23 protein-coding genes and 3 tRNA genes are annotated in these 20173 nt (G+C 72.5%); 7 read left to right on the forward strand and 19 right to left on the reverse strand.

Features of this window, described 5'->3' with window-relative positions:
• Positions 1-56: 56 nt before the first annotated feature.
• The 3 genes from rpmG to ACFCV8_RS03885 form a co-directional block, all read right to left on the reverse strand.
• Positions 57-221 carry a 50S ribosomal protein L33 gene (rpmG, locus tag ACFCV8_RS03875; RefSeq protein WP_003956487.1) on the reverse strand — a complete coding sequence of 55 codons (165 nt, stop codon included), beginning with the start codon at positions 219-221 and terminating at the stop codon, positions 57-59.
• Positions 222-310: 89 nt separating this feature from the next.
• A tRNA-Met gene (locus ACFCV8_RS03880) sits at positions 311-383 on the reverse strand.
• A 45-nt stretch (positions 384-428) separates the two neighbouring features.
• Positions 429-501, reverse strand: a tRNA-Thr gene (locus ACFCV8_RS03885).
• A gap of 342 nt (positions 502-843) precedes the next feature.
• On the opposite strand from ACFCV8_RS03885, the gene ACFCV8_RS03890 reads away from it, so the two are divergent.
• Together ACFCV8_RS03890 and ACFCV8_RS03895 are read left to right on the forward strand one after the other, a co-directional pair.
• Positions 844-2136, forward strand: a complete 1293-nt coding sequence (locus ACFCV8_RS03890) for an amidohydrolase family protein (protein ID WP_376683630.1) — start codon at positions 844-846, stop codon at positions 2134-2136.
• Between the two features lie 34 nt (positions 2137-2170).
• Positions 2171-2827: an SDR family oxidoreductase gene (locus ACFCV8_RS03895; protein WP_376683631.1), complete on the forward strand. Its 657-nt coding sequence runs from the start codon at positions 2171-2173 to the stop codon at positions 2825-2827.
• Positions 2828-2841: 14 nt separating this feature from the next.
• Here the strand turns inward: ACFCV8_RS03895 and ACFCV8_RS03900 are convergent, their stop codons facing one another.
• On the reverse strand, positions 2842-3291 hold the full coding sequence (locus tag ACFCV8_RS03900; RefSeq protein WP_376683632.1) for a DUF523 domain-containing protein: 450 nt from the start codon (positions 3289-3291) through the stop codon (positions 2842-2844).
• Positions 3292-3355: 64 nt separating this feature from the next.
• Positions 3356-3437, reverse strand: a tRNA-Tyr gene (locus ACFCV8_RS03905).
• A gap of 253 nt (positions 3438-3690) precedes the next feature.
• Between ACFCV8_RS03905 and ACFCV8_RS03910 the strand changes: the two genes are divergently transcribed.
• Positions 3691-4179 carry a YajQ family cyclic di-GMP-binding protein gene (locus ACFCV8_RS03910; RefSeq protein WP_376683633.1) on the forward strand — a complete coding sequence of 163 codons (489 nt, stop codon included), beginning with the start codon at positions 3691-3693 and terminating at the stop codon, positions 4177-4179.
• On the opposite strand, the gene ACFCV8_RS03915 is transcribed toward ACFCV8_RS03910, so the two are convergent.
• Complete coding sequence (locus ACFCV8_RS03915; protein ID WP_376683634.1) at positions 4170-5435, reverse strand: MFS transporter; 1266 nt, start codon at positions 5433-5435, stop codon at positions 4170-4172. The two genes, ACFCV8_RS03910 and ACFCV8_RS03915, sit on opposite strands and share 10 nt — an antisense overlap.
• Before the next feature lie 74 nt (positions 5436-5509).
• Here ACFCV8_RS03915 and ACFCV8_RS03920 point away from each other — a divergent pair, with 74 nt between their 5' ends.
• The 3 genes from ACFCV8_RS03920 (at position 5510) to ACFCV8_RS03930 (ending at position 7434) form a co-directional block, all read left to right on the forward strand.
• Positions 5510-6097: a CGNR zinc finger domain-containing protein gene (locus tag ACFCV8_RS03920; RefSeq protein WP_376683635.1), complete on the forward strand. Its 588-nt coding sequence runs from the start codon at positions 5510-5512 to the stop codon at positions 6095-6097.
• Between the two features lie 130 nt (positions 6098-6227).
• Entirely contained in the window at positions 6228-6728 is a 501-nt protein-coding gene (locus ACFCV8_RS03925; protein ID WP_376683636.1) for a methylated-DNA--[protein]-cysteine S-methyltransferase, read from the forward strand.
• A 1-nt stretch (position 6729) separates the two neighbouring features.
• Positions 6730-7434 (forward strand): alpha-ketoglutarate-dependent dioxygenase AlkB, encoded by a 705-nt coding sequence (locus ACFCV8_RS03930; RefSeq protein WP_376683637.1) that lies wholly within the window; start codon positions 6730-6732, stop codon positions 7432-7434.
• Here ACFCV8_RS03930 and ACFCV8_RS03935 read toward each other — a convergent pair.
• Positions 7395-7667: a GlsB/YeaQ/YmgE family stress response membrane protein gene (locus ACFCV8_RS03935; protein WP_376683638.1), complete on the reverse strand. Its 273-nt coding sequence runs from the start codon at positions 7665-7667 to the stop codon at positions 7395-7397. The two genes, ACFCV8_RS03930 and ACFCV8_RS03935, sit on opposite strands and share 40 nt — an antisense overlap.
• A gap of 249 nt (positions 7668-7916) precedes the next feature.
• On the opposite strand from ACFCV8_RS03935, the gene ACFCV8_RS03940 reads away from it, so the two are divergent.
• Entirely contained in the window at positions 7917-8318 is a 402-nt protein-coding gene (locus ACFCV8_RS03940; protein WP_376683639.1) for a YccF domain-containing protein, read from the forward strand.
• Between the two features lie 53 nt (positions 8319-8371).
• On the opposite strand, the gene htpX is transcribed toward ACFCV8_RS03940, so the two are convergent.
• The 12 genes from htpX to ACFCV8_RS04000 all read right to left on the reverse strand — a co-directional run bounded on the left by htpX (position 8372) and on the right by ACFCV8_RS04000 (position 20046).
• Positions 8372-9235, reverse strand: a complete 864-nt coding sequence (gene htpX / locus ACFCV8_RS03945; protein WP_376683640.1) for a zinc metalloprotease HtpX — start codon at positions 9233-9235, stop codon at positions 8372-8374.
• Positions 9236-9414: 179 nt separating this feature from the next.
• On the reverse strand, positions 9415-9876 hold the full coding sequence (gene mscL / locus ACFCV8_RS03950; protein ID WP_376683641.1) for a large conductance mechanosensitive channel protein MscL: 462 nt from the start codon (positions 9874-9876) through the stop codon (positions 9415-9417).
• 95 nt (positions 9877-9971) lie between these two features.
• Entirely contained in the window at positions 9972-11576 is a 1605-nt protein-coding gene (locus ACFCV8_RS03955) for an NADH-quinone oxidoreductase subunit N (RefSeq protein ID WP_376683642.1), read from the reverse strand.
• Positions 11573-13120, reverse strand: coding sequence for a NuoM family protein (locus tag ACFCV8_RS03960; protein WP_376683643.1), 1548 nt, complete (start codon positions 13118-13120; stop codon positions 11573-11575). Before ACFCV8_RS03960 ends, ACFCV8_RS03955 begins: the two co-directional genes overlap by 4 nt.
• Before the next feature lie 27 nt (positions 13121-13147).
• Positions 13148-15148 (reverse strand): NADH-quinone oxidoreductase subunit L, encoded by a 2001-nt coding sequence (locus ACFCV8_RS03965; RefSeq protein WP_376683644.1) that lies wholly within the window; start codon positions 15146-15148, stop codon positions 13148-13150.
• A complete protein-coding gene (gene nuoK, locus ACFCV8_RS03970; protein ID WP_376683645.1) occupies positions 15145-15573 on the reverse strand; it encodes an NADH-quinone oxidoreductase subunit NuoK in 429 nt (142 codons plus the stop codon). Before nuoK ends, ACFCV8_RS03965 begins: the two co-directional genes overlap by 4 nt.
• Positions 15573-16130, reverse strand: coding sequence for an NADH-quinone oxidoreductase subunit J (locus tag ACFCV8_RS03975; protein WP_376683646.1), 558 nt, complete (start codon positions 16128-16130; stop codon positions 15573-15575). The genes nuoK and ACFCV8_RS03975 overlap by 1 nt, the downstream gene beginning before the upstream one ends.
• Complete coding sequence (locus ACFCV8_RS03980) at positions 16127-16795, reverse strand: 4Fe-4S binding protein (protein ID WP_376683647.1); 669 nt, start codon at positions 16793-16795, stop codon at positions 16127-16129. Before ACFCV8_RS03980 ends, ACFCV8_RS03975 begins: the two co-directional genes overlap by 4 nt.
• Positions 16795-17763 (reverse strand): NADH-quinone oxidoreductase subunit H, encoded by a 969-nt coding sequence (locus ACFCV8_RS03985; RefSeq protein WP_376683648.1) that lies wholly within the window; start codon positions 17761-17763, stop codon positions 16795-16797. Before ACFCV8_RS03985 ends, ACFCV8_RS03980 begins: the two co-directional genes overlap by 1 nt.
• On the reverse strand, positions 17760-18992 hold the full coding sequence (locus ACFCV8_RS03990; protein WP_376683649.1) for an NADH-quinone oxidoreductase subunit C: 1233 nt from the start codon (positions 18990-18992) through the stop codon (positions 17760-17762). The genes ACFCV8_RS03985 and ACFCV8_RS03990 overlap by 4 nt, the downstream gene beginning before the upstream one ends.
• A complete protein-coding gene (locus tag ACFCV8_RS03995; protein ID WP_376683650.1) occupies positions 18989-19624 on the reverse strand; it encodes an NADH-quinone oxidoreductase subunit B in 636 nt (211 codons plus the stop codon). Before ACFCV8_RS03995 ends, ACFCV8_RS03990 begins: the two co-directional genes overlap by 4 nt.
• Complete coding sequence (locus ACFCV8_RS04000; protein WP_376683658.1) at positions 19615-20046, reverse strand: NADH-quinone oxidoreductase subunit A; 432 nt, start codon at positions 20044-20046, stop codon at positions 19615-19617. The genes ACFCV8_RS03995 and ACFCV8_RS04000 overlap by 10 nt, the downstream gene beginning before the upstream one ends.
• Positions 20047-20173: the final 127 nt, after the last annotated feature.

Below are 20173 nucleotides of genomic sequence, written 5' to 3' on the forward strand. Positions count from 1 at the left end.
CATACAACGACACGAGGCCGCCCCCCAAAGGGGACGGCCTCGTGTACGAGCCTGATTCAGCGCGTTTCGCGGTGCGCCGTGTGCGAGTTGCAGCGCGGGCAGTGCTTCTTCATCTCAAGACGGTCCGGGTTGTTACGCCGGTTCTTCTTGGTGATGTAGTTCCGCTCCTTGCACTCCACGCAGGCCAGCGTGATCTTCGGGCGGACGTCGGTGGCAGCCACGTGAGTGCTCCTTGACGGACAAGATGGACGGATGAACGCAAAGAAGAGTAGCCGATCGAAGGACCGACCCCGCAATCGGCTACCGTAAGTAGCGGTGACCGGACTTGAACCGGTGACACAGCGATTATGAGCCGCTTGCTCTACCGACTGAGCTACACCGCTTTGATGATGATCTCCCCCGCCGAAGCGGGGGTTCTCGATCACCAGAGCCCCAATGCGGAATCGAACCGCAGACCTTCTCCTTACCATGGAGACGCTCTACCGACTGAGCTATTGGGGCGAGCGAGGAAGACATTACACGGTCTGTCGCCGATCGCCCAAATCCGATTCCGGACCCCCTCCGGCGGCCTCCGCGCGCACCCCGCCGATCCCGTGCCGCACGGGCCCTCCGGCCGCCCGCGGACCCCTCTCCGGCTCTCTGATCAGGGCTTCACCCGCCCCGGCCACCACCGCCACGGGGGCGCGCTCCCGCCCCACGGATCCCACCGAGCCGCACCGGTACGACTATTTCGCTCCTCCGCGAACCGGGCCGGACCCGCCCCTAGGCTCGTCCCACTCTGCGTGATCTTGTCCGCTCTTCCCTCGCTTCCCTCTTTCGCCCACTTCGTTTTCCTGGAGCGCGATGCCCGACAGCCAGCCGTGGCAGCCGGACGACCGGCCCGCCGACGCGTCCGGCGGCCCCCGCGGCGCCTCCCCGGCCGGGACCGGCCCGGTGCTCTGCGGCGCCCGCCTCGCCGACGGCCGCGTCGTGGACGTACGCCTCGGCGGCGGCCGCATCGAGGCCGTCGGCACGGCGGACAGCCTGGTCGCGTCCGGGCCCCGCCTCGACCTGCGGGGCTATCTGCTGCTCCCCGCCCCCGCCGAGCCCCACACCCACAGCGACACCGCGCTCACCGCCGACGGCGCGGGCCCCGGCGCCCCCGGACCAGCCCCGCACCGCCCGGAGGACATCCGCCGCCGCGCCACCGAGGCCACCCTGCTCCAGCTCGGCCACGGCGCCACCGCGCTGCGCTCGCACGTCCGGATCGGCGACGTCCGGGGCCTCGCCGCGCTCGAAGCCGTGCTCCAGGCCCGCCGTGCGCTGCGCGGGCTGGCCGAGCTGACCCCGGTCGCCGTGCCCCGGCTGCTCACCGGCGTCGCGGGCGCCGGGAACCTGGCGATGCTGCGCGACGCGGTGAAGATGGGCGCCGGCGCGGTCGGCGGCTGCCCGGACCTCGATCCGGACCCGGCGGGGTACGCGGAGGCCGTGCTGGAGGTCGCCGCCGAACAGGGCTGCGCGGTCGACCTGCACACCGACGGCGCCGATCCGGCCCGGCTCGCCCGGCTGGCGGCCATGGCGGGAGGGCTGCGCCCCGGCGTCTCGCTGGGCCCCTGCGCGGGTCTCTCGCGCCTCCCCGAGCAGGTCGCGGGCCGTGCCGCCGACCAGCTCGCGGCGGCCGGGGTGACGGTGGTCTGCCTCCCCCAGGGCGGCTGCTGCGGCACCGAGGGCCGGGGCAGTGCGCCGGTACGGCTGCTGCGGTCGGCCGGGGTGCGGGTCGCGGCGGGGAGCGGGGCGCTGCGGGACCTCGCCAATCCGGTGGGCCGGGGCGACCCCCTGGAGGCCGCCTATCTGCTGGCCTCGCAGCACGGATTACCGCCCGAGGAGGCGTACGGTGCGGTGTCCTCGGTGGCCCGGGAGGTGATGGGGCTGCCCGAGGTGCGGGTCGAGGCGGGGTTCCCGGCCGACCTGCTCGCGGTGCGCGGGGAGCGGCTGGCGGGTGTGCTCTCGCTCGCGTACAGCCGGATCGTGGTGCACCGGGGCCGGGTGGTGGCGCGGACGAGCGCGGTGCGCGAGTACTGCGACTCGGAGACCGCCGTCGGTCTCGGTCTGCCCCGCCAGGGAAGACCCGATCACGGCCCTTCCGGCGGGCCCTGAGCGCGGCGGGCCGTCCCGGCGTACGGTCGTGACCATGCGCATTGTCATCGCAGGTGGACATGGTCAGATCGCGCTGCGGCTGGAGCGGCTGCTCGCCGCGCGCGGGGACGAAGCCGTGGGCGTCATCCGCAATCCGGCCCAGGCCGACGACCTCCGGGCGGCGGGCGCCGAGCCGGTCGTGCTGGATCTCGAATCCGCCTCCGTGGAGGAGGTGGCGCGGGTGCTGGACGGCGCCGACGCGGCGGTCTTCGCGGCCGGCGCGGGCCCGGACAGCGGCGCGGAACGCAAGGAGACGGTGGACCGCGGGGCGGCGGTGCTGTTCGCCGACGCGGCCGAGCGGGCGGGCGTACGGCGCTACGTCGTGGTCTCGTCGATGGGCGCCGATCCCGATCGCCGCGGCGACGAGGTCTTCGACGCGTATCTGCGGGCCAAGGGCGCGGCGGACGCGGACGTGCGCTCCCGTACGGCGCTCGACTGGACGATCCTGCGCCCCGGCATGCTGACCAACGACGCGGGCAAGGGGCTGGTCCTGCTGGCCGCGTCGACCGGTCGCGGTCCGGTGCCGCGCGACGACGTGGCGGTGGCGCTGCTGGAGCTGCTGGACACTCCGGCGACGGCGGGGCTGACACTGGAGCTGATCGGCGGGAACGTGCCGGTGTCGGTCGCGGTGAAGGACGTCGCGGGGAACTGAGGCCCCGGCCGCCGTCAGGCGCGCGGTGCCGGGCGTACGGCGATGCCGTGGCGCTCCAGCAGCGCGGCGGTGACGCCGTCGCCCGCGCGGAGCGTGCCCGTGAACGTGCCGTCGTAGACCGTTCCACGCCCGCAGGAGGGGCTGCGGGCCATCAGCAGGGCCTCGGTGCATCCGGAGTGCCGCGCGGCCGCCAGCGCCCGCTCCGCGCCGTCCACGAACTCCGCCGTGACGTCGTGGCCGGTGTCGTCGACGACGCGGGCGCGGCCGTCGAGCACGTCGTGTCCGTCCCCGCCGACGATCTCGGCGGGGCGGCGCGGGGTGGGCAGCCCGGCGGAGACCTCGGGGCAGAAGGCGACCGGGCGGCGGTCGCCGATGGCCCCGGCCAGCTCGGCGGAGTCCTTCGCCCGGCCGTCGAAACGGCAGGGAACCCCGCGCAGACAGGCGCTGACCAGCACGGATTCCATCCCTGACAACCCTTCGCAGCAGAAACAAAGAAGGCCCCTGTCGTGAGACAGGGGCCTTTCGATGTGGCGGCGCCAGGGTTCGAACCTGGGTAGGCTGAGCCGGCAGATTTACAGTCTGCTCCCTTTGGCCACTCGGGCACACCGCCGGGGTTTGCTGCCTCCGAGAACCGCTTTTCGGCGGTGCTCCCTGGCAACGACGTAAACGATACCCGATGTCCGGGGGTGCTCCGCCACCGGATTGACCAGCGGATTGACCAGCGGCCCGATCGGGCGGGGATGGCTAGGCTTTGACCGCGGCGCGGGCCGAGCGGGCCCGGCGCCGCCCGTACGTACGCATGCCGTCCGTACGCATCCGATACGTCCCGTTTCCCGGTACCCCGATCCAAGGAGCCACACGTCATGGCCGACTCCAGTTTCGACATCGTCTCGAAGGTCGAGCGGCAGGAGGTCGACAACGCCCTCAACCAGGCCGCCAAGGAAATCTCGCAGCGTTACGACTTCAAGGGCACCGACGCCTCGATCGCCTGGTCCGGCGAGAAGATCCTCATGGCGGCCAGCGGCGAGGAGCGGGTCAAGGCGATCCTCGACATCTTCCAGTCCAAGCTGATCAAGCGCGGCATCTCGCTGAAGTCGCTGGACGCGGGCGAGCCGCAGCTGTCCGGCAAGGAGTACAAGATCTCCGCCACGATCGAGGAGGGCATCTCCCAGGAGAACGCCAAGAAGGTGGCGAAGATCATCCGCGACGAGGGCCCCAAGGGCGTCAAGGCGCAGGTCCAGGGCGACGAGCTGCGGGTCAGCTCGAAGAGCCGGGACGACCTCCAGGCCGTCCAGGCGCTGCTGAAGGGCCAGGACTTCGACTTCGCGCTGCAGTACGTGAACTACCGGTGAGCTGACCGGACCGGACGCGACGGGGGCACGTCACCGGGATCGGTCCCGGCGGCGGCCCCCGTCGCGCTCCCGCGCGCCGTCCCCGCGGACCGGCGGACCGGCGGCCGCTGGGTCACCCGGAGGTGCAGCGCGGCGAGCAGGAGGCAGAGCGCCGCCATGGCGGACCAGAGCGCGGTCGCGCCCGTGCGGGCCAGGAGCTGGGTGCCCAGGACGGGGGCGAGCGTCGCCGCGACGCCCCAGCCGGTGCCGAAGACGGCGAGGTAGCGGCCGCTCGCGCCGGGCGGCGCGAGGGCGGTGACGAGGGCGTAGACGCGGCCGATGACCAGCAGGTCGCCGAGGCTCCACACGACGGCCGAGGCGAGCAGCGCGGGCAGGGCGTGGGCGAGCGCGTAGCCGGTCAGCCCCGCGGCCAGGAGGAGATGGGCGAGGGCGAGCGCGGCGGGGGTGGCCAGGCGGCTCGTGCGACGGAGCGCGATCAGGGGCTGGGCCAGCACGGTGGTGGCCGCGGTGGCGGTGAACAGCAGCCCGGCGTCGGCGGCGGGCAGGCCCTGCTGTTCGAGCGCCAGGGGCAGGGTCATCACGGTCTGCTGGTTGATCAGGGCGTAGGCGGTCCCGGTGGCCAGGACGCCCATCAGGGCACGGTCCCGCAGCGGCCGCACGGCGGTGCCGGCCGGGCCCGCCCCGGGCGGTGCCGGGCGGTCGTGGGGAAGGGCCAGCCGGATCAGCAGGGCGCAGGCCAGGCAGGTGGCGGCGTCGATGACGAAGAGCCAGCGCAGATCCCAGCGCCCGAGCAGGGCGGCGAGCAGTCCGGCGCCCATGCCGCCCGCCGCGAGTGCCGCGCCGAGCAGGCTGAACGCGCGCACCCGCTGCCGCTCCGGCACGGACTCACCGATGATCGCCTGGCTGGGCGGCTCGTAGAGCTCGAAGGCGAGGCCGAGCAGCAGCGCCCCGGCGACCGTCCAGGCGAGCGACGCCGAGGCCGCGATCACCAGCTGTGCCACGGCGCATCCGCAGAGTCCGAGCACGATGGTGGTGCGTCGGCCGATCCGGTCGGCCAGTGCGCCGCCGGCCAGCCGCGAGGGGATCGTCGCGAGCCCGAAGGCGGCGGTGACCAGCCCGGCGACGGTCAGGCTCGCGCCATGGCCGGCGGAGATCAGCGCGGCGAGGAAGGGCAGCGAGAAGGCTCCGAGCTGGTTGACGCCCCGGGCGAGCAGCAGCAGGCGGACGGTGCGGGGTAGCGGTTCGGGGCGCGGCACGGCATCTCCCGTAACTGGTCAATCATCTATCGTCAGTGACTCGCACCTTAGGAAAGCGAAGGGTAACTGGTCAAGTGTTGTTCGACAGTCACATGCGTACGCTGCTCGCCGCCTCGGCCGCACTCGTCAACGCGCTGACCGACGGCGAGGCGCACGGCCGCCGCTACCTCGCCCCGGACGGCGCCGAGCGCATCGGGGCGATCCGCGCGGCGCTTTCCGCCGGGGAGGCCGGGGAGGCCGGGGCGGCCCCCGGGCCCGACGAGGCCGACCGACTGGCCGACACCGCCCGCACCCTGCGCGCCGTCTTCGAGGCCGCGGACGCCGACCGCCTCGACGACGCGGCCGCCGCCCTGAACGCACTGCTGCGCGAGACCGGGGCCCACCCCCAGCTCGGCCGCGCCCCCGGCCGGCCCTGGCGGGTCCATTTCCACGGCGCCGACGACTCCTTCGCCACCGACTGGAGCGCCGGCTGCGCCACCGGCCTCGCCATGACCCTCGGCGGCGACCATGCCGGGCGGCTCGGGGTCTGCGCGGCCGCGCGCTGCGACCGGGTCTACGTGGACACGTCCCGCAACGCCGGGCGCCAGTTCTGCTCGACGGCCTGCCAGAACCGGGCCAAGGCGGCGGCGTTCCGCGCACGGCGGACGGGCGGCGAGGCGTGAGCCGTGCGAACCACCCGGGGCGCGATGTCCGAAAACCGCCGGTCCGATCGGCGCGAGGAGCGCAGACTTGGCCGCATCGGGCGACGATTTCCACCGGAACCCGGCACGACATGCGAGAAAGGGACGAGTCATGACCATGTACGCGACGGTCGACAGCCCGCTGGGTGAACTGCTGCTGGTCGGCGAGGAGACCGGCGACGGGGTGGCGCTCGCCTCGCTCTCGCTGCCCGGCCAGAAGGGCGGCGCGGTGGTCCGGGACGACTGGACGTACGCGCCCGCGGCCTTCGAGCCGGTCGCCGCCCAGCTGCGGGAGTACTTCGCGGGCCGGCTGACCCGGTTCGGCCTCACGTACGCGGACGGCGTGGGCACCGACTTCCAGCGCCGGGTGTGGGCCGCGCTGGAGACCGTCCCGTACGGCGAGACCGTCTCCTACGGGCAGATCGCCGAGCGCGTCGGCTCCCCGGGGGCCGGGGTGCGGGCCGTGGGCACGGCGATCGGGCGCAATCCGCTGCTGGTCGTGCGGCCGTGCCACCGGGTGATCGGCGCGGACGGGGCGCTGCGGGGGTACGCGGGCGGCCTGGAGCGCAAGGAGTTGCTGCTGGGGCTGGAAGGCGCGCTGGCGGGGCGTTGAGATGAACGGGCTCTTCCCCCGGCCCCGGGCCGTCGTCGCGCCGGGGGCCGTGCATGTGCCCGAGTGGCTTCCGGTCGAGCGGCAGCGGGAACTGGTGGCGGTCTGCCGGGAGTGGGCGCGCGGGCCGGTGCCGCTGCGGCACACCGCGCTGCCGGGCGGCGGGGTGATGTCCGTACGGACGGTCTGCGTGGGGTGGCACTGGCAGCCGTACCGGTACTCGCGCACGGCCGACGACGTGAACGGTGCCCGGGTGGCCGACTTCCCCGGCTGGCTGGCCGAGTTGGGCCGCGATGCGGTGGCCGCCGCGTACGGGGACGAGGGGCTTGCCGCCGCGTACGCGCCGGACGCGGCGCTCGTCAACTTCTACGACGCGGCCGCGCACATGGGCATGCACCAGGACAGGGAGGAGCGGTCGGACGCCCCGGTGGTCTCACTGAGCATCGGTGACAGCTGCGTCTTCCGCTTCGGCAATCCGGAGAGCCGCGGCAGGCCCTACACGGACGTGGAGTTGGCCTCGGGCGATCTGTTCGTCTTCGGCGGGCCGTCCCGTTACGCCTTCCACGGGGTGCCGAAGGTGCGGCCGGGGTCGGCCGGTCCCGCGACGGGGCTGAGCCATGGGCGGCTCAACATCACCCTGCGCGAGACCGGGATCGGCGGGGACGGTCCTCAGCGGCGTTCGCGGGAGTTCCCGAACAGCAGGCGGTAGACGATCAGCAGGACCAGGGAGCCGCCGATGGCGGCGATCCAGGTGGCCAGGTCGAAGAAGTCGTTGTCGATGGGGCGGTCGAGGAAGCGCGACGATATCCAGCCACCGAGGAAGGCGCCGACGATTCCGATCAGGGTGGTGCCGACCAGGCCGCCCGGGTCGCGACCCGGCAGCAGGACCTTGGCGATGACACCGGCCACCAGGCCCAGAATGATCCATCCGATAATGCTCATGCGCGCGAACCTACCCATCACTCGTTCCTGGAATCCAGGACGTCGGTGGACGTGATGTGGTTGCCCGGTCGCCCGGTGCGAGCAACTGCGCGGGGCCCTTCGAGCGTTCTTGGTGGTGAGAGCGGCACCGGTGGACGGGCCGGGCGCGGGGCGGTCACCTTCACGGACCGCTCCGGTTACCCCGGCCCCTGGCCGGGGCCGATACTGGCCATCGGAGCGACAACGGGCGACCCCCGGAAGGCGAGCGACATGAAGCCCATACAGCTGATCCTGAACATCCTGTGGGTGGTGTTCTGCGGGTTCTGGATGGCCCTCGGCTATCTCGTCGCGGCGCTCATCTGCTTCCTGCTGATCGTGACGATCCCGTTCGGCATCGCGTCGCTGCGGATCGCCGGTTACGTACTGTGGCCGTTCGGCCGGACGACCGTGGAGCGGCCGGACGCGGGGGCGCCGTCCTGCGTCGGCAATGTGATCTGGCTCGTCTTCGCGGGGTGGTGGCTGGCGCTGGGGCACCTGCTCACCAGCATCCCGCTGTTCGTGTCGATCATCGGCATCCCCTTCGGCTGGGCGAACCTGAAGCTCATCCCGATCTCGCTGATGCCGCTGGGCCGTGAGGTGGTCCCGACCGACGAGGCCTTCGGCGGCCGCTGAGCCCCGGACGGCGGGCCTCCGGGAACGGTGTGCCCACCGGGGTGGGGGCCCTCTCAGGTGCGGGGGCCCGCCATCCGCTCCAGACGGGCGATCCGCTCCGCCATCGGCGGGTGCGTGGAGAACAGCTTGGACAGGCCCTGCCCCGGGCGGAACGGGTTCGCGATCATCATGTGGCTCGCGGTCTCGATCCTGGGCTCCGGGGGCAGCGGCAGCTGTTTCGTTCCCGCTTCGAGCTTGCGCAGGGCGTTGGCCAGGGCCAGCGGGTCGCCGGTGAGCTGGGCCCCGGAGGCATCCGCCTCGTACTCGCGGGAGCGGCTGACGGCGAGCTGGATGATGGAGGCCGCGACCGGTCCCAGAATCATGATCAGCAGCATCCCGAGGAACCCGGGGCCGTCGTCGTTGTCGGACCGGCCCACCGGGATCAGCCAGGCGAAATTCACCAGGAACATGACGACGGAGGCGAGCGCCCCGGCGATGGACGAGATCAGGATGTCGCGGTTGTAGACGTGGCTGAGCTCGTGGCCCAGTACGCCGCGCAGCTCGCGCTCGTCCAGGATCTGCAGGATGCCCTCGGTGCAGCAGACGGCGGCGTTGCGCGGGTTGCGGCCGGTGGCGAAGGCGTTGGGGGCCTGCGTCGGGGAGATGTAGAGCCGGGGCATGGGCTGGCGGGCGGCCGTGGACAGCTCACGGACCATCCGGTACAGCTGCGGGGCCTCGAACTCGCTGACCGGGCGGGCCCGCATCGCTCTCAGCGCCAGCTTGTCGCTGTTCCAGTACGCGTAGGCGTTGGTGCCGAGGGCCACCAGGACCGCGACGATCAGGCCCGTACGCCCGAAGAAGCTTCCGATGACGATGATGAGTGCGGACAGGCCACCGAGGAGTACGGCGGTTCTCAGCCCGTTGTGCCGGCGGTGCACGGTACGCCCTCCAAGTGGTGCGGCAGGGGAACCCTTTGCCTGGTGGTCTCCACTACCCCAGTGGAGCCTCCCGTACGGGTCAACGCCAGGCGGGAGGAGCGAGTTCCCCGGGGCCGTACCGCCGCCGGGCAGGGCCCGTCCGGCCCTTGCGGACCGGGCCGGGCGCTGGGCCGTACGGGTCAGCGCTGGGCGGGCACCGGGAGCCCGGCGACCTCCAGGGCCGCCGGGTCGGGCTTGATCTCGCTGGTGCAGTGGGCGCAGCGGGTGGCGATGGCCGGGATCTCGGTGTAGCAGCGGGGGCAGTCGCGCACGGCGGCCTTGATGTCGACCTTCTCCGCCTTGGCGAACCGGGCCTGGACCTTGGCCATGGGCACGACGACGCCGAAGTAGAGGACCGCGGCGGTGATCAGGAACGCGATGGCGGCGGCGAGGAACTTCCCGTACGGGAAGATGGCGCCCTCGACCGTGAACTGAGCCGAGCTGAAGTCGCCGACGGAGCCGGTGGCGAGGCCGATCAGCGGGGTGATGAAGGCCGTGCTGAATCCGGTGACGACCGCGGTGAACGCGGCTCCGACGGCCAGACCGATGGCCATGGAGATGATGTTTCCGCGCAGGATGAAGTCCTTGAACCCGTTCAGCACCGCTCTTGCTCCTCTGGGGATACGTCCATGTGGGGGATGTGCGGGCAAGACCATGCCCTGTGCGGGGCTTCCCGGGCAAACCGATCTTCAGGACGTCAGAAGAGATTGGCCGCGGCGAACCGGAGGGCCGCCTGCGGAACGCCGGAGAGCAGCACGCCCGCCGCGGTGGTGAGCACGATCACGGCGGTGACCGGAACCGGGACGGCGTGCCTGGTGGGGGCGGGTGCGGTGGAGTCCGCCGGGGCTCCGGCGGGGGCGGGCGCCAGGGTGCTTGTCGGGGCCTGGTCCGGGGCGCGGAAGAGTGTCGCGGTCCACTGGAGGTAGTAGTACAGCGCGATCACCACGTTGACGGCCATGACGACGGCGAGCCAGCCGAGTCCGGCGTCGACGGCCGCGGAGAAGACCGTGACCTTGGCGAAGAGGCCGATGATGCCGGGCGGCAGTCCGGCCAGGCAGAGCAGGAAGAAGGCCATCGCCAGGGCGGCGAAGGGGCGGGTGGCGTACAGGCCGCGGTAGTCGGTGAGCCGGTTCCCGGGGCTGGTACGGGCGACCAGGGCGGCGACCGCGAAGGCCCCCAGGTTCACGACGGCGTACATGAGGGCGTAGGCCACGGTGGAGCCGATGTGCTCGTCGCTGGAGTACGCGGCGGCGGCGATCGGGACCAGGAGGTAGCCGGCCTGGGCGACGGAGGACCAGGCAAGCAGCCGTACGGCGCTGCGGGCCCGGTCGGCCCGCTGGCGCAGGGCGGCGACGTTTCCGATGGTCATGGTGAGCGCGGCGAGGACGGCGAGGGCCGGTCCCCAGACGTCGGCGTAGGCCGGGAACGCGATCACGGTGACGAGGATGAGGCCGGAGAAGCCGACCGCCTTGCCGACGACCGAGAGGTACGCGGCGATCGGCAGCGGGGCACCGACGTAGGTGTCGGGGACCCAGAAGTGGAACGGCGCGGCGGCCGTCTTGAAGGCGAAGCCGACGAGGGTGAGGGCGACGCCCGCCTTGGCGAGGGTGTCGAGCTGTCCGGGCACGTCGTCGAGCCGGGCGGCGATCTCGGTGAGGTGCAGGGTGCCGGTGGCGGCGTACACGAAGCTGACGCCGAGCAGCATGACGGCGGTCGCGACGACGGAGGAGAGGAAGAACTTCAGCGCGGCCTCGGAGGAGCGCCGGTCGCCGCGCTTGATGCCGACGAGCGCGAAGGCGGGCAGCGAGGCGACTTCGAGGGCGATGACCAGGGTCGCGAGGTCGCGGGCGGCGGGCAGCAGGGCGGCGCCCGCCGCGGAGGACAGCAGCAGGAACCAGTACTCCCCCGCGGGCGGCTTGCGGCTGTCGTCGAGCGAGAGCAGTGCGGTGAGCAGGGCTCCGCCCAGTACCAGGGCCTGGATGACCAGGGCGAAGTGGTCGGCGGTGTAGCTGCACGCGGTGCCGGCGGTCGCGGCGGCCGACTCGGTGAGGCAGAAGGTGGAGCGGTCGCCGGCGCGCAGCGGGACGAGCAGGGCGAGCGCGGCGACGAGCCCGGCGGCGGTCAGGGCGCCCAGCAGCGGCTTGCGGTGTTCGGGCAGGAAGAGGTCGGCGACCAGGACGACCAGGGCCATGGCGGCGACGGCGACCGGGGGTGCGATCGCGAGCCAGTCGATGGACTGGACGAGGTCGGCGGTGCTCCCGGCCGCGGTGACGGCCCCCGGGGTGGCGACGGCGGTGGTCACGACTTGCCTCCTGCGAGGAGCTTCTGCACGGCCGGGTCGGTGAGGCCGAGGAGGACGGCGGGCCAGAGACCGGCGAGGACGGTGAGCGCGACGAGCGGGGTCCAGGCGGCGAACTCGTACGTCTGCACGTCGGCCAGCGGCGGCTCCTCGCGCTTGTCGCCCATGCAGATCCGGCGGACGACCATCAGCATGTACGCGGCGGTGAGCAGGGTGCCGAACGCGGCGATCGACATGAAGGTGAGGAAGGCGGGCCTGCTGAGCCCGTCGGCGGGGTCGAAGGAGCCGAACAGGGCGAGCATCTCGCCCCAGAATCCGGCGAGGCCGGGCAGTCCGAGGGAGGCGACGGCGGCGAAGGCGAGGAGGCCGCCGAGGCGGGGGGCCCGGCCGTAGAGCGCGGCTCCGGTGGCGCCGGAGAGGGTGTCGAGGTCGGCGGTGCCGTACCGGTCCTTGACGGCGCCGACCAGGAAGAACAGCAGGCCGGTGATGAGGCCGTGGGCGATGTTGGCGAAGAGCGCGCCGTTGACGCCGGTGGGGGTCATGCTCGCGATGCCGAGGAGCACGAAGCCCATGTGGCCGACGGAGGAGTACGCGATCAGGCGTTTGAGGTCGCCCTTGGAGCCGGGGCGGACCAGGGCGAGGCAGGCCAGCGACCCGTAGACGATGCCGACCACGGCGAGGGCGGCGAGGTAGGGCGCGAAGGTATGCATCCCGTCGGGTGCGACGGGGAGCAGGATGCGGACGAATCCGTACGTGCCCATCTTGAGCAGGACGCCGGCGAGCAGGACGGAGCCGACGGTGGGGGCGGCGGTGTGGGCGTCCGGCAGCCAGCTGTGCAGCGGCCACATCGGGGTCTTCACGGCGAGCCCGATCCCGATCGCCAGAACGGCGATGACCTGCACGGACGAGGTGAGCCCACGGCCGTTGTCAGTGGCGAGTGCCACCATGTCGAAGGTGCCGCTCTTCAGCCCGATCAGGAGCAGGCCCAGCAGCATGACGACCGAGCCGAGCAGTGTGTAGAGGATGAATTTCCAGGCGGCGGCCCGCCGTCCGGCACCGCCCCAGCGGGCGATGAGGAAGTACATCGGGACGAGCACCGTCTCGAACGCGAGGAAGAACAGCATCAGGTCGAGGACGGCGAAGGTGGCGAGGGTGCCGGCCTCCAGGAGGAGCAGGAGGGCGACGAAGGCCTTCGGGGAGGGGCCCGTGGGGGGCTTGAAGTAGCTGTGGAGCGCGCAGAGGAAGGTCAGCAGCGCGGTCAGCACGAGAAGGGGGAGCGAGATGCCGTCGATGCCGAGGTGGATGCGGACACCGAGCGCCGGGATCCAGTTGATGTCGGTGGTGGCCTGCATCTTCGACGGGTTGGCGTGGTCGAAGCCCGCGGCGAGGACGAGCGCGGCGAGGAGAACGGCGCCGGTGACGGTCACGCCGTGGCGGCGCACGGCCTGGTCGGGGCTGGTTCCCTTCAGCCCGGGCGGGGCCGGGAGCAGGGCGGACGCGGCGCCGACGAGCGGGCCGGCGATGACGAACGCGAGAAGGAACTGCATCACGGATTCACTGATATCGATCACGGCTCACGACCCGGCGTTGACGTTGGCGAAGACGACGGCGGCGATCGCCAGGACCAGGGAACCGGCGAGCAGTGCGCTGAGGTAGGTCTGCACGTTTCCGGTCTGGGCGCGGCGGACGGCGGTGCCGAGCCAGCGTGTGCCGGTGCCTGAGCCGCGTACGTAGGTGTCGACGACCTCGCGGTCCAGGAAGCGGACGAGGCTCGCGGCGGCCTGGACCGGGCGGACGAACAGCGCCGTGTACAGGGCGTCGAGGTGGAAGCCCGCGGCGGCGTGGTGGTGCAGCCGTCCGAGCAGGAGGCGGCCGGGGTCGGCCGGGTCGGGGGCGTCGCCGTCGGTGCCGTAGGCGGCGGTGTGCGCGGCCATGGCCTGGGCCTCGATGAGGGCGGGTTCGGCGTCCGGGTGGGCGACGACGGTACCGACGCGGGTGCGGGCGGCGAGGGCGGAGGTGTGGCGCCAGGCGCCGTAGGTGACGAGTCCGCCGGCCAGGGCGGCGCCGGTGGAGAGGACGGCGGTGGTGACGGTGGGGGCGAGGCTGTGGCCGTCGAACCAGTCGGTGATCACGCCGGTGCTCAGACCGAAGGCGATGGTGGGGACGGCGAGGACCCAGAGGACGGTGGTCATCGCGGCGGGCTGCCTGCCGTGGTCGGGGGCCTCGGCGCCGCGGCCGCGGAAGGCGAGGAGCCAGAGCCGGGTGGCGTACGCGGCGGTGAGGACGGCGGCGAGCAGTCCGGCGACGAGTACGGTCCAGCCCGCGGCGGCCGGGGCGACGTGCCGGTCCCCGAGCGCGGTGTGCTCGGCGGCGACGAGGACGGCTTCCTTGGAGAAGAAGCCGGCGAACGGCGGGATGGCGGCGAGCGCGAACAGGGCGACGGTCATCGTCCAGTAGGCGTCCGGGATGCGCTTGGCGAGGCCGCCCATGCGGGACATGGCGGCCAGTGAGTTGGTGCCGGCGGCGTGGATGACGACTCCGGCCGCGAGGAAGAGGACGGCCTTGAACGCGCCGTGGGAGAGGAGGTGGAAGACGGCGGCCCCGCGGTCGCCGACGGCGAGGGCACCGGCCATGTAGCCGAGCTGGCCGATCGTCGAGTAGGCGAGGACGCGTTTGATGTCGTCCTGGGCGAGGGCGGAGAGCCCCGAGCCGATCATCGTGATCGCGGCCATCACGGCGAGGACGACGAGCGCGGCGCCGGACTGGGCGAAGACGGGGAGGAGCCGGGCCACGAAGTAGATGCCGGCGGCGACCATCGTCGCGGCGTGGATGAGCGCGGAGACGGGGGTGGGGCCCGCCATCGCGTCGGGCAGCCAGGTGTGCAGGGGGAACTGCGCCGACTTGCCCGCGACGCCCGCGAGGAGCAGCAGGGCGATGAGGGTGGGGTGGTCGAGGCCGCCGTTGGCGACGGCGCCCAGGATGCCGGTGATGCGGAAGGTGCCGGTGTCCGCGGCGAGCGCGAACAGGCCGATCAGGAAGGGGACGTCGCCGAGCTTGGTGACCAGGAAGGCCTTGAGGGAGGCGGCGCGGGCTTCGGGCGTCTCCCAGTAGTGGCCGACGAGGAAGTACGAGCAGATGCCCATGATCTCCCAGCCGACCAGGAGCACCATCAGGTCGCCGGAGTAGACGACGAGCAGCATCGCGGAGGTGAAGAGGGAGACCAGGGCGGCGTACGACGGGTAGCGGGGGTCGTCGCGGAGGTAGGCGGTCGAGTAGATCTGCACGCAGCTCGCGACGAGTCCGACCAGGACGGCGACGAGGACCGCGAAGCCGTCGAGGTGCAGGGCGAGGTCGATGGGGACCGAGCCGGTGGGGGTGAGCCGGGTCGCCGCGTCGATGGCCCGGCCGCCGCCCTGGCGGGAGGCGACGAGTACGGCGAGGACGAGGGCGGCGAGGGTCGGCAGGACGGCGAGCGGGCGTACGAAGCCGGGGGCGGTGCGCCCGAGGAGGAGGCCGGCGGCGGCGCCCAGGAACGGGAGGAGGGGGACGAGGACGGCGAGGGTCGTGGTGGTCACGCGGTGGCCTCTGCCTTCTTTGCCTTCCCTGCCGCAGCAGTGGCCTGGTCTTCGGTGCCCGTGCCGCTTCCGGCCGCGGAGTCGTCGTCGGGGTGGTCGGGGAGGTCTTCGGCGGCGTCGGTCTCGGCGGTGTCGCGGAGCCGGTCGATGGCGGAGCTGCCCCGGTTGCGGTACACGGCGAGGACGATCGCCAGGCCGATGCCGATCTCCGCCGCCGCGATGGCGATGGTGAAGAGGGTGAGGGCCTGGCCGGCGTGGAGGGTGTCGCGGAGCCAGACGTCGAAGGCCACCAGGTTGAGGTTGACGGCGTTGAGCATCAGCTCGACGGAGAGCAGGACCAGGATCGCGTTGCGGCGGGCGAGCACTCCGTACAGCCCGGTGCAGAAGAGGAGGGCGGCGAGCACGGCGGGATAGGCGAGGTGCATCAGCTCTGCTCCTTACCGCGCTTGCGGGACAGGACGATCGCGCCGACCAGTGCGGCGAGCAGCAGGACGGAGAGTGCTTCGAACGGCAGCACCCAGTGCCGGAAGAGGAAGGCGCCGGTGACCTCGGTGGAGCCCTGGGCGGCTCGGCCCAGGTCGATCCAGGTGGTGCGGAAGGCGTCGACGACGACCCAGACGAGCACCCCGGCGGAGGCGAGCGCCACGGCCAGGGCGGCCCAGCGGTTGCCGGAGTCGGCGTCCGGGGAGCGGCCGATGGGGGCCCGGGTGAGCATCAGCCCGAAGAGGAGGAGGACGACGACGGAACCGACGTAGATCAGTACCTGCACCCAGGCGATGAACTCGGCGGTGAGCAGGAGGTACTCGACGGCGAGCCCGCCGAGCGCCACGACCAGCCAGAGTGCGGCGTGCACCAGCTGCTTGGTCGTGACGGTGACGAGGGCCGCGCCGAAGGTGGCGAGGCCCACGAGGACGAAGGCGATCTCGACGCCGGTCGGGGAGAGGAAGCCGGGGTGGGACGCGGCGGCGGCTGCGAGTGTCACGACTCTCCCTCCGTCTCCGGTCGCTGGGATTCCTGGGGCTGCGGGGGCTGCTCGGTGGCCTGGGGCTGCTCGGTGGCCTGCTGGGCTTGCCGGGGCTGTTCGGCCTGCCGGGCTTCTTGGGAGCTCTGGGCTTCCTGGGCGCGTTGGGCCTCGAGTTTCTCCGCCGTCTTGCGGGCGGCGGCGATCTCCTTCGGCTCCTCGGCGGCCGGGTCGAGCGCGGGCGGTTCCGGAACCGTCCACATCCACTCGCGGAGCTTGTCGCGCTCGTGGGTGAGTTCGAGGATGTCCGTCTCCGCGTACTCGAACTCCGGGGACCAGAACAGGGCGTCGAAGGGGCACACCTCGATGCAGATCCCGCAGTACATGCAGAGGGAGAAGTCGATGGCGAAGCGGTCGAGGACGTTGCGGCTGCGTTCGCGGCCGCCGGGGGTGGCGGCGGGCACCGTCTCCTTGTGGGAGTCGATGTAGATGCACCAGTCGGGGCATTCGCGGGCGCAGAGCATGCAGACGGTGCAGTTCTCCTCGAACAGCGCGATGACGCCGCGGGAGCGGGGCGGCAGTTCGGGCTGGACGTCGGGGTACTGCGCGGTGACCGTCTTCCGCGTCATGGTCCGCAGGGTGACGGCCAGGCCCTTGGCCAGTCCGGAGCCGGGGATCGGGGGCATCAGCTGATCGCCACCTTCACGATGCCGGTGAGCGCGATCTGCGCGAGGGCGAGCGGGATGAGCGTGGTCCAGGCGAGCTTCTGCAGCTGGTCCTCGCGGAGCCGGGGGTAGGAGACCCGCAGCCAGATGACGACGAAGGCGAGGACCGCGGTCTTCAGGAGCGTCCAGACCCAGCCGAGTCCGTCGGCGCCGAGCGGTCCGTGCCAGCCGCCGAGGAAGAGCACGGTGGTCAGTCCGCACAGGACGACGATGCCCGCGTACTCGGCGAGCAGGAAGAGCGCGAAACGCAGGCCGGTGTACTCGGTGTAGGCACCGAAGATGATCTCCGAGTCGGCGATCGGCATGTCGAAGGGCGGGCGCTGGAGTTCGGCGAGCCCGGCCACGAAGAAGACCAGCGCGCCGACGATCTGCCAAGGCAGCCACCACCACTCGAAGGCGTCGAGGATGCCGGTGAGGGAGACGGTTCCGGCCGCCATCGCGACGGAGGCGGCGGCGAGCAGCATCGGCAGTTCGTACGCGAGCAGCTGGGCGGCGGTGCGCAGTCCGCCGAGGAGGGAGAACTTGTTCGCCGAGGCCCAGCCGGCCATCAGCGAGCCGAGCACGCCGACGCCCATGACGGCGAGTACGTAGAAGACGCCCGCGTCGAGGGACTGCCCGGCCGCGCCCTCGCCGGGGCCGATCGGGATGACGACGAGCACCAGGAGGTACGGGAGCAGCGCGACGGCCGGGGCGAGCTGGAAGACCCGGCGGTCGGCGTCGGCCGGGACCACGTCCTCCTTCTGCGCGAACTTCACGCCGTCCGCGACGAGCTGGGCCCAGCCGTGGAAGCCGCCCGCGTACATGGGGCCGAGGCGGCCCTGCATGTGGGCCATCACCTTGTGCTCGGTCTGCCCGACGACGAGCGGGAGGACCAGGAAGGCGACGAAGACGGCGACGAGGCGCAGGGCGACGTCCAGTACGTCGTTCACGCGGTATCGCCTCCGGCGGACTCGGGGGGTTCGGGGGTCTTGGGGGTCTCCCGGGCCTTGGGGGTCTTGGGGGCCTCGGGGGTCTCCTGGGCCTCGGGAGGTTCGGGAGCCGCGGGAGGTTCGGGAGCCGCGGGTTGTTCCTGGGACCCGGGGGACTCAGGGGCCTTGGCGGGTTCAGGAGCCTCGGGGGCCTCCCGGGCCTCGGAAGGGGTGTCCGGGCCGAAGGCCGGGCGGGCGTGGTGCCAGGGGGCATCGCTCGCGCCCGTCCCCGTGTCCGCACCACTGCCCGTACCCGTGCCCGTACCCGGGCCACTGCCCGCATCCGTGCCCGTGCCTGTGCCCGTGTCCGGGCTCGGCTTCGCCGGGGTGTCCGTGGGCGGTTCGTGCTGCTGGCTCGCCGAGCCCTGCGAGACGCTCCGGTTGCGGCGCGGCCTCGCGGGACGCGCGGGCGCCTCGGCCTCGGTGCCCGTCGCGGGGGCCGCTTCCGGGGTGGCGGCAGCGGCCCGCTGGGCGGCCGAGCCCTCGCTCGCGCTCCGGGCCCGGCGTACCGGCCGGTCGCCCGCCGCACGCGTGGTACGGGCCGGCCGGGCCGGGGCGGGCGGGAGCTGTCCCTTCAGGGGCCCCCATTCGTTCGGGTCGGGCACCCCGGGCGGCAGCATCGTGCGCCGCTTCGGCCCGCCGTGCTCCGACTCGCCCGGCTCCTTCGCGCCCGGCCACGCCTTCGCGACCCGCGCCGCCAGCACGAAGTCCTTGCGCAGCGGGTGGCCCTCGAAGCCTTCGGGCAGCAGCAGCGGCACCAGGTGCGGGTGGCCGTCGAAGCCGATGCCGAACATCTCGTGCGTCTCGCGCTCGTGCCAGGCGGCGCCCGCGTAGACGCCGATGGCGGTGGGCAGGGCCGGCGCCGCGTGCGGCACGGTCGTACGGAGCATGAGGCGGCGGACCCGGCCGCCGCCCAGGGCCACGACGTGGGCGCAGACCCGGAAGCCGGCGTCCGGTTCGTCGACGGCGCTCAGCCAGTCGAAGTACGTGCAGCCCAGCCGGTCGCGGGCGGTCTCGAGCGCGGCGATCCAGGCGTCGGCCGGTACGTCGACGGTCAGCAGCTCGTACGCGTACTCCGCCGTCGCGCCCTCGCCGAACAGTTCGGCGGCGGCGTCCGGCAGCCGGTCGTACGCATCGCCGTGGCCGCCGTGCGCGTCGTCGCCCGAGGCGTCGGGCGGGGTGGTGGTCACGAGGGCTCCTCCCCCGGCTTCGGCGGGGCGGCGACGAGCCCGCTGCGCAGCGCGGCGGTGGAGGGGCGGGCGCCGCCCGTCGCGTACCGCGCGCCCAGCGACTCCCGGGCGATCTTCTCCTGGAGCTTGAGGATGCCCTGGAGCAGCGCCTCCGGCCGGGGCGGGCAGCCGGGTACGTAGACGTCGACGGGGATGATCTGGTCGACGCCCTTGGTCACCGCGTACGAGTCCCAGTAGGGGCCGCCGCAGTTGGAGCAGGCGCCGAAGGAGATGACGTACTTCGGCTCGGGCATCTGCTCGTAGAGCCGCTTCACCGCCGGGGCCATCTTGTCGGTCACCGTGCCGGAGACGATCATGAGGTCGGCCTGGCGCGGCCCCGGTGCGAACGGGATGACGCCGAGCCGGATGAAGTCGTGCCGGGCCATGGAGGCGGCGATGAACTCGATGGCGCAGCAGGCGAGCCCGAAGTTGAAGACCCACAGGCTGTAGCGGCGGCCCCAGTTCAGGACCACCTTCATCGGTTCGGGTGCCAGGCGGGAGAGGACACCGAGCCGTTTGGGCTCCGGCAGGAAGGTCGGTACGGGCTGCGGCTCCTCGGCTCCCCCGTCGGTCCGCGTGCTGGTCACGTCCATTCGAGGACGCCCTTCTTCCATGCGTAGAGCAGTCCCACGGCCAGGAAACCGAGGAAGACGAACATTTCGATCAGGGTCGTCGCCCCGTATCCCGGTGCGGCGAATACCGTCGCCCACGGGAACAGGAAGATCGAGTCGACGGCGAAGATCACGTACAGGAAGGCGTAGACGTAATAGCGGACCTGGGTGTGTGCCCAGCCCTCGCCGACCGGGTCCACGCCGCATTCGTACGTGAGGAGTTTCTCCGGCGTCGGCACCACGGGGCGCAGCAGTCGGCCGGCCCCGAAGGCGACGGCGACGAACAGCACGCCGATCACGGCGAGCAGTCCGACCACGGAATAGCCGTGGAAGTAGTCCGACGCGAGAGAGACCGATGCCGATGCCGATCCCGGAAAGTCCGTCGGGCTCGGCGGATCCGGCAGTTCTGGCAGTTCCACCACGTCCGCCCCTCGCTCCTCTGGAATCCGTCCGGTGGTCTTCCGGTGGTCTGTACGCACGGGAGTCTAGGCCCTGTTAAAGGGAGGGTAAGCAGCCGCGTCGGGCGAAAGC

Source organism: Streptomyces sp. NPDC056347, from assembly GCF_042262625.1.
GTDB lineage: Bacteria > Actinomycetota > Actinomycetes > Streptomycetales > Streptomycetaceae > Streptomyces.

Coding starts and splice junctions, on each gene's coding strand:
- ACFCV8_RS03895 (WP_376683631.1), top strand. CDS start 2,171: ATGCGCATTGTCATCGCAGGTGGACATGGTCAGATCGCGCTGCGGCTG.
- ACFCV8_RS03960 (WP_376683643.1), bottom strand. CDS start 13,120: ATGCAGTTCCTTCTCGCGTTCGTCATCGCCGGCCCGCTCGTCGGCGCC.
- ACFCV8_RS03930 (WP_376683637.1), top strand. CDS start 6,730: ATGAACGGGCTCTTCCCCCGGCCCCGGGCCGTCGTCGCGCCGGGGGCC.
- nuoK (WP_376683645.1), bottom strand. CDS start 15,573: ATGCACCTCGCCTATCCCGCCGTGCTCGCCGCCCTCCTCTTCTGCACC.
- ACFCV8_RS03940 (WP_376683639.1), top strand. CDS start 7,917: ATGAAGCCCATACAGCTGATCCTGAACATCCTGTGGGTGGTGTTCTGC.
- ACFCV8_RS03900 (WP_376683632.1), bottom strand. CDS start 3,291: ATGGAATCCGTGCTGGTCAGCGCCTGTCTGCGCGGGGTTCCCTGCCGT.
- ACFCV8_RS03910 (WP_376683633.1), top strand. CDS start 3,691: ATGGCCGACTCCAGTTTCGACATCGTCTCGAAGGTCGAGCGGCAGGAG.
- ACFCV8_RS03925 (WP_376683636.1), top strand. CDS start 6,228: ATGACCATGTACGCGACGGTCGACAGCCCGCTGGGTGAACTGCTGCTG.
- ACFCV8_RS03995 (WP_376683650.1), bottom strand. CDS start 19,624: ATGGACGTGACCAGCACGCGGACCGACGGGGGAGCCGAGGAGCCGCAG.
- ACFCV8_RS03935 (WP_376683638.1), bottom strand. CDS start 7,667: ATGAGCATTATCGGATGGATCATTCTGGGCCTGGTGGCCGGTGTCATC.
- ACFCV8_RS03890 (WP_376683630.1), top strand. CDS start 844: ATGCCCGACAGCCAGCCGTGGCAGCCGGACGACCGGCCCGCCGACGCG.
- ACFCV8_RS03980 (WP_376683647.1), bottom strand. CDS start 16,795: ATGCCCCCGATCCCCGGCTCCGGACTGGCCAAGGGCCTGGCCGTCACC.